Consider the following 9,657-nt stretch of genomic DNA (forward strand, 5'->3'; position numbering starts at 1 on the left):
ACAACTGGGTGTAGTGCAGCCTGTACGAAGCGTTATTCTCCTTAGACGCGAACCGGTACCCACACGTCCCTACGGCGGGTGACGGTCCCGTACTGCTCGTGATGGAAGCTCTGCCTCTGGGAGTCTCGTGTACCCACACGTCGGGGTTGACGCCTCGGGCCTGGCTACGCTGCGCGCAACGGTCCTTGACTGTCTGCGCGGCTTCGTCCCCACCGCGTATGCCGTCCCCGGCCTCGCCGCCCCCCTGCCCGCCAGCCCAGCCGTCGGCACGGTCAATCGCCCCGGCCAGGCCGGTTCGTGCTACGCACTGGCGGACGGCGGCGCCGCGGTCAGCAGACGCTCCCGCGGCTCCACCCCCACCGCCCGGCGCCCCGGCGCCGACAGCGACAGCCGTCGCATGATGGACCTCGTCGAGCGCGCCCAGTCCGGAGAGGCCGAGGCGTTCGGCAGGCTCTACGACCAGTACGCCGACACGGTCTACCGCTATATCTATTACCGCGTGGGCGGCAAGGCCACGGCCGAGGACCTCACCAGCGAGACGTTCCTGCGCGCCCTGCGCCGCATCGGCACCTTCACCTGGCAGGGCCGCGACTTCGGCGCCTGGCTGGTGACCATCGCGCGCAACCTCGTCGCCGACCACTTCAAGTCCAGCCGCTTCCGGCTGGAGGTCACCACCGGCGAGATGCTCGACGCCAACGAGGTCGAGCGCAGCCCCGAGGACTCCGTCCTCGAATCGCTGTCCAACGCGGCCCTCCTGCAAGCGGTGCGAAAACTCAACCCGCAGCAGCAGGAGTGCGTGACGCTCCGCTTCCTCCAGGGCCTCTCGGTCGCCGAGACCGCCCGGGTCATGGGGAAGAACGAGGGCGCGATCAAAACCCTTCAGTATCGGGCCGTGCGCACTCTGGCCCGGCTTCTTCCGGACGACGCCCGCTGACCACCCGTAGCCGTCCGGCCACGGACCGTCCGCCTTTGGGTAGGGCGTAACCCGGGTGCTGCGCCGCTCGTTGTGGGAGATGCAGGCGCCTCGTGGTCGTACCCTGCCCGTAGTCCACTCACTCGATCGGGTGGACGCGCGCATGGCACGGAACCCTCGGGTGTCCTGGGGAGTCGACCGTCACGACGAGAGGAGGTGCCGCCTGTGATCGCGAACGTATCGGCACACCGGCGGGCGAACGCCTTCGCCAAGGCCCTGGAGGCCCTGGAGGCCCTGGAGAGCAACCACCAGGCCGCCCAGGACAAGACGCCGCAGCAACAGCCAGGTTCCCCATCGGCGGAGAGCGCCGAGCGGAGACGGCTGCTGGCCCTGGCGAGCGGGCTGGGCGAGCTGCCGGCACCGACATTGGACCCGGAGGTCCGCGTCACCCAGCGGGCGCAGTTGCTCGCCGCCATGGAGGCGGCCTTCGCCGAGGGCGCGCCACGCGTACCCGAGCAGCGCCGCCGCACCGGCGGCGCCCACCGCGCCAAACCCCCGGTGGCAAGACTGCGCCCCCGTTCCCGCTGGTCCAAGGGGCTTGCGGCCGGGGGGCTCACCGTCGGCGTCGCGGCGGGTGCCTTCGGCGGCGTCGCCGCGGCCAGCTCGGACGCGCTGCCGGGCGACACCCTCTACGGGTTCAAGCGCGGCATGGAGGACCTCAAGCTGGAGATGGCGGACGGCGACGCCGACCGGGGCCGGATCTATCTGGACCAGGCGTCGACGCGGATGAGCGAGGCGCGCCGCCTGATGGAGCGCACCCGCACCGGCGATCTGGACCATGACTCGCTGGGTGAGATCCGCCGGGCCCTGGCCGGTATGCGCCATGACGCCTCCGAGGGCCACCGGCTGCTGCATCAGGTCTACGAGCGCGACGGCTCGCTCGGCCCGATCCAGCAGCTGTCCACCTTCTCCCAGGCCCATCGCGGCGGCTGGAGCCGACTGCGCGATCAGCTGCCGGTCCAGCTCATGGACGTCGGCGACGAGGTGAGCTCGGTCTTCGACGCCATAGACCAAGAGGTCGGCCCGCTGCGGGCGTTGCTGCCCACGAAGAAGGAGCAGCAAGGCCAGTCCGGCCAGACCGGCAACGCGCCCGAACGCGCCGACGGGGTGACCCCGGGCGACCGTCCGGCGTCCACCTCGGCCACCCCGAGCGGCAGCCGCACCGGCGAGACCGCCACCCACCCGCACCCGTCGTCCTCGGCAAGCGCCCACGACCAGAGCGGCGGCCTGGTGGGCGGGGCCGGGGGCCTGCTGGACCCGCCGCTCGGCGGCGCGAGCCCCAGCCCGTCCACGGGCAAGGGCGACCCGGGCGGCAAGACGTCGTCCCAGCCGGACATCACCATCCCCCCGCTGCTGCCGGACCTGCTGCCGGGCCTGAGCATCGACGGCGACGACACGAGGTGACGACGTCCTGAGGGCGGGTGGTGCGCGATACCGCCCACCACCCGCCCTCAGACCACGCCACGCCTCAGAAAGCACCGCCCGCCGGGCGAGCCTTCAGAAAAGGACCGACCGCCGCCGCACCAGCAGCTCGGCCCCTCTTCCGGCCGCGTGGCCACGCCGCATCACGACCCCCGCAGGAGCAAGCCTCAGAAGAAGACCGACCTCCGCTGCACCAGCAGCTTGTAGAGCGTGTGCTGGATCGTTTCTCGTACCTGGTCGGTCAGGTTGAACATCAGCATCGGGTCGTCCGCCGCCTCCGGCGGATGCCCGTCGGTGGGGATGGGCTCGCCGAACTGGATCGTCCACTTCGTCGGCAGCGGCACCGCGCCCAGCGGCCCCAGCAGCGGGAAGGTCGGCGTGACCGGGAAGTACGGCAGGCCGAGCAGCCGGGCCAGGGTCTTCGCGTTCCCCACCATCGGATAGATCTCCTCCGCGCCCACGATCGAGCACGGCACGATCGGCGCCCCCGCGCGCAGCGCCGTCGAGACGAAGCCGCCCCGCCCGAAGCGCTGCAGCTTGTACCGCTCCGAGAACGGCTTGCCGATCCCCTTGAAGCCCTCCGGCATCACCCCGACCACCTCGCCGCGCTCCAGCAGTAGCTGGGCGTCCTCGGAGCAGGCGAGGGTGTGGCCCGCCTTGCGCGCCAGCTCGTTGACGACCGGCAGTACGAAGACGAGATCGGCCGCGAGTAGCCGCAGATGGCGCTGGGCCGGGTGGTTGTCGTGCACCGCGACCTGGAGCATCAGCCCGTCCAGCGGCAGCACCCCGGAGTGGTTGGCGACGACGAGCGCACCGCCGCTGTCGGGGATGTTCTCGATCCCCTTCACCTCGACCCGGAAGTACTTCTCGTACAGCGGGCGGAGCAGGGACATCAGGACCTGCTCGGTCAGATCGTGGTCGTAGCCGAAGTCGTCGACCTCGTAGTCCCCGGTGATCCGGCGGCGCAGAAAGCTCAGCCCGTGGGCCAGCTTGCGCTCCCAGTCGCCGCTGCCCGGGGCCTGCTTGGGCGGGCCGGGCGGCAGGGGCGGCACGGCCGCGGCCGCCGTCTGGGGGCGCTGTTCGAGCGCCTCGTCGCGCTGCTGCGGTACGGGCTTGAGCGAGCCCTGGGAGCGGCCGCCGCGCCCCAGCCGAGGGACCTTCCTCCGGGAAGACCGGGGCTCCTCACCAAACGGAATGACCTTGGCGTCCGCCATGGTGGTTGCGCTCCTCACGTCTGGGCGCCCGCGGGCAGCAGCGCGGCGAGCCGATCGATGGTACGGGCGAGGGTCTCGGGCGGGAGCAGCCCGGGGCCGCGGCTGTGCGCATAGTCCGCGAGGGCACCGGCGGTGGTGTGCTCGGGTTCGAATCCCAGGGTCTCGCGCATCTGGTTGGTGGCCACGACCCGGCCGTGGGTGAGCAGCCGGACCTGCTCGGGCGAGAAGTCCGTGATGCCGAGGGACCGCAGCGCGGTGCGGGCCCATCGCAGGGTGGGCAGCAGTAGCGGCAGGGTCGGGCGGCCGAGCCGCCGGGCGGCCTGGGAGAGCAGCAGCACCCCGTCTCCGGCGATATTGAACGTGCCGCTGTTGAGCGTGGACCGGCGCGGTTCGGAGGCCCCGATCCGCAGCACCTCGATGGCGTCCTTCTCATGGACGAACTGCAGCCGTGGGTCGTAGCCGATGACGGTGGGCAGCACGGGCAGCGCGAAGTACTCGGCGAGCGGTGAGTCCGCGCAGGGCCCCAGGATGTTGGCGAAGCGCAGCACGCACACCGCGACATCGGGGCGGCGCCGGGCGAAACCGCGGACATATCCCTCGACCTCGACGGTGTCCTTGGCGAAGCCGCCGCTCGGCAGGGATTTGGGCGGGGTGGTCTCGCTGAAGACGGCGGGGTCGCGGGGCGCGGAGCCGTACACATTGGTGCTGGACTTCACCACCAGCCGCTGCACCGACGGGGCCTTCTGGCAGGCGCCGAGCAGCTGCATGGTGCCGATGACATTGGTCTCCTTGATCGAGGCGCGATTGCCGCGCGCCCCCAGCGGAGTCCCGTTGATATCCATGTGGACGACCGTGTGGACACCGTATTCGGCGAGCAGTTTCCCGATCGTGGGGTGACGGATATCGGCCCGGACGAAGTCGGCGCCGCCGAGGTGGTGTTCGGGCGGCACGGCGTCCACGCCGATCACCCGCTCCACATCGGGTTCGCGCTGTATGCGCCGGACGAAACGGCCTCCCAGCCGGCGGGCGACCCCGGTGACGAGCACGACCTTTCCCAAGATCAGCGCCTTCCTTCCCACCCTCGTCCGAGCTGGGCTGTGCGGAACACCGTAACCGCTCGACGTTGCGCTGTGATGACCACTCGCCGCGCGCTGCGCGTTTTAAGCCGGGGCCGGAGGGGCCGCCATGGCTCAGACCCGTGCCACATACGCACCGCAGCCCTTCCACCGGTGGTGGAAGGGCTGCGGGACGAACACAGCGTCGCTTGCTTACTTCTTGTTGCGACGCTGGACGCGCGTGCGCTTGAGCAGCTTGCGGTGCTTCTTCTTCGCCATCCGCTTGCGCCGCTTCTTGATAACAGAGCCCACGACTACCCTCGCTCACTTCGATTCACTCGGTGCGGGGCGTCCGAGCCCACACGACCTACATCGGGCCAGCCTACCCGGCGCCGAGCGAACCACGTAATCCGAGGGTCCTCCCCGGGCCCGGAAAGCGCCTAGGCGGACTCCACCCCCACATACGATTCGCGGAGGTATTCATGAACCGCTTGCTCTGGGACCCGGAAAGACCTGCCCACCCGGATCGCCGGCAGATGACCACTGTGCACCAAGCGGTACACGGTCATCTTGGACACTCGCATCACCGAGGCGACTTCCGCCACGGTCAGAAACTGAACCTCGTTCAGAGGCCGTTCGCCAGCAGCCATGACACAACACCTGAACCTTCCGCACATGTCGGGCACCGGCTTCCCCTCCGGTGACTCCTGGTCGCATGCGCGCTCCACCCCAGATTAGGGGCGGGTGATGCAAGTGGGGAAGAGGAGTAGCGATCGGACGCCTACTGTGACAGACACGCTCGATTGAGTACATAGCGAGTAAGCGGCCGGTAGTAACCAGACCGCACAGCGTCATCAAGCGGAACGGCGACGGACACCCGTCCCTCGGCCTCCCCGACGAACAGCGCGGGGTCGTCCGTATCCCCGAGCCCGATGGCCTCAAAGCCTAGCTGACCTGCACCGCAGACCCATCCGTGGTCCCCGATGACCAGTCCCGGCAGCGGGCCGCCGGACTCCGCGGCAGAGCCGAGCGCGACCCGAACCGGGAGCGGCGAGTGGGTGTGGGCGCCCGGCTCACTCACGGACGGGCGAGCGCCGGGCGCCTGCACCATCGCAATACCTCGTACGTAGGCGAGCCGGTGGGTACGTACGCCGAACCGCGTCGTTATGTCGATACATCTACCGTGCGCGGGAGTGAGGACACGGCAGCCCGCCGCCGAGAGCGCCGACGCCAACGCGGCGTAGAACCCGAGGAGACGGTGGGGATGGCCGGTGCCGAGGAGCACGGGAAGCCGGTCCTGGGCGGCGGCGCGCAGCCGGTCCGCGAAGGCATGCAGCGCGGCGATCGTCAGCTCTGGATCGATCACATCCGGCCCCGAAACGTTGGCCGGGTCGACCGAAACCCCGCATTTGGCGCCCATCAGGCTGAGCAATTCCGTAAAGGACCAGTCGTATTCGGGCTCCAGACCGAGCAGCACCCGAGGGTCCCGGGCGGCGAAAAGCCGATAGCGGCGCAGGCTCTCCTCCCGGCTCGTCGCCACGGGTCCGGCGAGCCGCGCCGCCAGCAGATGCGCGCGCAGCGCGGCAGTACTCAACACATCACCGATGCTGACGGACGCGGCCCGCCGGCCGCCCCGTTATGCCGGCAGACCCCACGGTTGGCGTAACGCCCGTTTGGTCAGAGCCTCGTCCGGGCGTTCCCGATCGGCGTGGAGAGGCTTTCCGTGGCGCGATTCACGGAAGCAGCCCGTGGTGCGGGAAAACCGCCCGGCGCGTCGCCAGGATCGCCTGGTCCAACCGGTCCGCCGGGTCGTACCCGGACTCGGCGAACTCCCGCCAGCTCGGCTCCCGCCCGTCCGTCATCCGCCGCGGCGCGTCCATCCGGGTCCGCCGGTACACCTCCTGCCGCCACTCCTCCGGCACCGGCGTGGCGGGCTCGACCGGCCGCCCCGCCGCGATCGCGACCAGATGCGTCCAGGACCGCGGCACCACGTCCACCACCGCATAGCCGCCGCCCCCGAGCGCGACCCAGCGCCCGTCCGCGTGGTCGTGCGCCAGCCGGTGACAGCTCTCGGCGACCGCCCGCTGTGCGTCGACCGTCACCGCCAAGTGGGCCAGCGGGTCCTCGACATGGGTGTCCGCGCCATGCTGGGTCACCAGCACCTGCGGACGGAACGCCGCCAGCAGCTCCGGCACGACCGCGTGAAAGGCCCGCAGCCATCCCTCGTCCGAGGTCCCGGCCGGCAGCGCCACATTGACCGCCGAGCCCTCGGCGCCCTCCCCGCCCGCCTCCTCCGGCCAGCCGGTCTGCGGGAACAGGGTCCGGGGGTGCTCGTGCAGCGAGATCGTCAGTACCCGCGGATCGTCCCAGAAGGCCGCCTGGACCCCGTCCCCGTGATGGACGTCCACATCCACATACGCGATCCGCTCCGCGCCCAGCTCCAGCAGCCGCGCGACCGCCAGCGCCGCGTCGTTGTAGATGCAGAACCCGGACGCGCCCCGGGGCATCGCATGGTGCAGCCCGCCCGCGAAGTTCACCGCGTGCAGCGCCTCGCCGCGCCATACGTCCTCGGCGGCGCCGACCGACTGCCCGGCGATCAGCGCGGACGCCTCGTGCATCCCCGCGAAGGCCGGATCGTCGATCGTCCCCAGGCCGTACGAACCGTCCGCCGATTCCGGGGCGGCCGAGGCCCGCCGTACGGCCTCGATGTACTCCTGCCCGTGGACCAGGCGCAGCGTCGACTCCCCGGCCGGCTTGGCCGCCACCACTTGGACCGCCCGGTCCAGCCCGTACGCCTGCACCAACCGCATGGTCAGCGCGAGCCGCACCGGGTCCATCGGGTGCCCGGCGCCGAAGTCGTATCCGGTTACTTCCTCATCCCACATCAACTGTGCGCGGCCGCTCATGCCCGTCACCGTATCCGGCTGGTACAGGGGTGAACGACCTCGCGTACCGGATCGTCACCAGCACGAGCGCCATCGGCACCAGCATCGCCGCCCGATAGTTCCACGCACCACCCAGCGCGCCGACGAGCGGTGAGCCGATGAGGAAGCCCACATAGTTGAAGATATTGAGGCGGGCGACGGCGGCATCGGACGCCCCGGGGAAGAGCCGCCCCGCGGCCGCGAAGGTCTGCGGCACCAGGACGCACAACCCCAGCCCCAGCAGCGTGAACCCGCCCATCCCCACCCATGGGCTGGGCGCCGCCGCGACCACCGCGAAACCGGCGCCCGCGAGCAGGGCGCCGGCCCGGACCACGGCGACCGCGCCGAAGCGCCGCACCCCGAAGTCGCCGAAGGAGCGGCCGAGGAGCGTGGTGACCATATAGACGTTGTACGGGACCGTGGCCAGCTGCTCGGAGCTGTGCAGCACGTCCTCCAGATACTTGGCGCTCCAGTTGGAGACGGTGGAGTCCCCGATATAGGCGAAGGCCATGACGAGACAGAGCGGCAGCAGCGCCCGCATGCTCACGGCGGCGCCGTGGTCGTCAGCTTGGTCGTCAGCTTGGTGGGGGGCCAGGTGGTCGGCTTGGCGGTCCACGTACCAGCGGCTGGCGATCAGTGCGACGGGCACCAGGGTGGCCACCAGCGGCGCGTAGAGCGTGGGCAGTGGCAGGTCCCAGTGCGCGCCCACCCAGGCCAGCGAGGCCCCGGCGATCCCGCCCAGGCTGTACGCGCCATGGAAGCCGAGCATGATGCTGCGGCCGTACGCGCGCTGCAGGCTCACCCCGAGCATGTTCATCGACGCGTCTAGCGCCCCGACGGTCAGTCCGAACACCGCGAGGGCCGCCGCGAGCTGCCACACCGTCGTACCCGATCCGGCGGCCAGCAGGGCGACGGAGACGATGGGCTGCACCACGCGGAGGACGAGCCCCGGACGCAACCGCTTGACGAGATGCTCGGTGCCGACGCTGCCCACACCGGCGAGGATCGGCACGGCGGCCAGGAAGAGGGGCAGCAGCCCATCGGATATCCCGTACCGATCCTGCAGCGCGGGTATGCGCGTCACCAGCAGAGCGAAGATCGCGCCCTGGACGAAGAAACTGATGGCCAATGAGGCCCGGCCCTGCCGAAGTCGGCGGCTCGGACGCGAATCCGTCATGGCCGTGGAGCGTACGGCCCCGGACTACTTGTGGGTAGAGGTGAGCAACCCTCGCAGTTCGGCCATGTGGGCGAACCGGTCCCGGGCCGCGGCGAGCTTGGCGGCGGGTGTCATGGCCGTGTAGCCGTACACATCCATCCCGGCGGCCACGGCGGCCTGGACCCCGAGCGGACTGTCCTCGACGACGGCACAGCGCTCGGGTGCCACCCCCATCCGCTCGGCAGCGTGCAGGAACAGATCCGGGGCGGGCTTGCCGCGGCCCACGTCCTCGGAGCTGAAGATGTGGTCCTCACCGAAGAGGTCGTACAGCCCGGTCGTACGGAGGGCGACGCGGATGCGCTCATGGCTTCCGGAGGAGGCGACGCAGTACGGAACCCCGTCGGCCCGCAGCTTCTCCAGCACCTCGGACACCCCGGCCACCGGCTGCAGCTCCTGGCGGAAGGCGTCGAAGACCCGGCCGTGGAAGGTGGTGTCGAAGTCCGACGGCAGCCGCCGGCCCCAACGCTCGAGGACCACCTCGTGGATGCGATGCATGGCGGAGCCCATGTAGTCGCGTATGGAGTCCTCGTAGCTGGTGGGGTGCCCCAACTCCGTGAGGTAGGCGGCAAGAATCCGATTGGAGATGGACTCGCTGTCGACGAGCACTCCGTCGTTGTCGAAGATGACCAGGTCATAGCGCATGAGGCCAGCCTACAAACTGAAATGAGAAAAGCCCGGTTGAGGGCCGAAGCTCCCAACCGGGCTTTTCTTAAAATTTGTTCGGCGGTGTCCTACTCTCCCACAGGGTCCCCCCTGCAGTACCATCGGCGCTGAAAGGCTTAGCTTCCGGGTTCGAAATGTAACCGGGCGTTTCCCTAACGCTATGACCACCGAAACACTATGAAACTGAACC

The 9,657-nt window shown here is 70.1% G+C and carries 10 protein-coding genes and 1 rRNA gene; 2 read left to right on the forward strand and 9 right to left on the reverse strand.

Translation table 11 applies throughout. The features are described 5' to 3' along the window. Positions 1-127 precede the first annotated feature (127 nt). On the forward strand, positions 128-934 hold the full coding sequence (locus J5X86_RS45790) for an ECF subfamily RNA polymerase sigma factor, BldN family (RefSeq protein WP_078642804.1): 807 nt from the start codon (positions 128-130) through the stop codon (positions 932-934). Positions 935-1,138: 204 nt separating this feature from the next. After that, positions 1,139-2,377 carry a DUF5667 domain-containing protein gene (locus J5X86_RS45795; protein WP_208522539.1) on the forward strand — a complete coding sequence of 413 codons (1,239 nt, stop codon included), beginning with the start codon at positions 1,139-1,141 and terminating at the stop codon, positions 2,375-2,377. A 185-nt stretch (positions 2,378-2,562) separates the two neighbouring features. Here the strand turns inward: J5X86_RS45795 and J5X86_RS45800 are convergent, their stop codons facing one another. The 9 genes from J5X86_RS45800 to rrf all read right to left on the reverse strand — a co-directional run bounded on the left by J5X86_RS45800 (position 2,563) and on the right by rrf (position 9,639). Beyond that, positions 2,563-3,609 carry a lysophospholipid acyltransferase family protein gene (locus J5X86_RS45800; protein ID WP_119990559.1) on the reverse strand — a complete coding sequence of 349 codons (1,047 nt, stop codon included), beginning with the start codon at positions 3,607-3,609 and terminating at the stop codon, positions 2,563-2,565. A gap of 14 nt (positions 3,610-3,623) precedes the next feature. Continuing rightward, positions 3,624-4,667, reverse strand: a complete 1,044-nt coding sequence (locus J5X86_RS45805; protein WP_043235281.1) for an NAD-dependent epimerase/dehydratase family protein — start codon at positions 4,665-4,667, stop codon at positions 3,624-3,626. Positions 4,668-4,877: 210 nt separating this feature from the next. Then, entirely contained in the window at positions 4,878-4,976 is a 99-nt protein-coding gene (locus J5X86_RS45810) for a 30S ribosomal protein bS22 (RefSeq protein WP_003948845.1), read from the reverse strand. Positions 4,977-5,104: 128 nt separating this feature from the next. After that, positions 5,105-5,314, reverse strand: a complete 210-nt coding sequence (locus J5X86_RS45815) for a helix-turn-helix domain-containing protein (protein ID WP_014053989.1) — start codon at positions 5,312-5,314, stop codon at positions 5,105-5,107. A gap of 131 nt (positions 5,315-5,445) precedes the next feature. Then, on the reverse strand, positions 5,446-6,261 hold the full coding sequence (locus J5X86_RS45820; protein WP_208522540.1) for a phosphatase: 816 nt from the start codon (positions 6,259-6,261) through the stop codon (positions 5,446-5,448). 136 nt (positions 6,262-6,397) lie between these two features. Beyond that, positions 6,398-7,570, reverse strand: a complete 1,173-nt coding sequence (locus tag J5X86_RS45825) for an acetoin utilization protein AcuC (RefSeq protein ID WP_208522541.1) — start codon at positions 7,568-7,570, stop codon at positions 6,398-6,400. Next, the gene (locus J5X86_RS45830) at positions 7,539-8,765 is read right to left on the reverse strand and encodes an MFS transporter (protein ID WP_208522542.1); all 1,227 of its coding nucleotides are present in this window, start codon (positions 8,763-8,765) and stop codon (positions 7,539-7,541) included. Before J5X86_RS45830 ends, J5X86_RS45825 begins: the two co-directional genes overlap by 32 nt. A 24-nt stretch (positions 8,766-8,789) precedes the next feature. Further along, the gene (locus J5X86_RS45835; RefSeq protein ID WP_208522543.1) at positions 8,790-9,446 is read right to left on the reverse strand and encodes an HAD family phosphatase; all 657 of its coding nucleotides are present in this window, start codon (positions 9,444-9,446) and stop codon (positions 8,790-8,792) included. Between the two features lie 76 nt (positions 9,447-9,522). Beyond that, positions 9,523-9,639, reverse strand: a 5S ribosomal RNA gene (gene rrf / locus J5X86_RS45840). Between the last annotated feature and the right edge of the window lie 18 nt (positions 9,640-9,657).

It is taken from the genome of Streptomyces sp. NEAU-YJ-81, assembly GCF_017592595.1.
Classification (GTDB): domain Bacteria; phylum Actinomycetota; class Actinomycetes; order Streptomycetales; family Streptomycetaceae; genus Streptomyces; species Streptomyces hygroscopicus_B.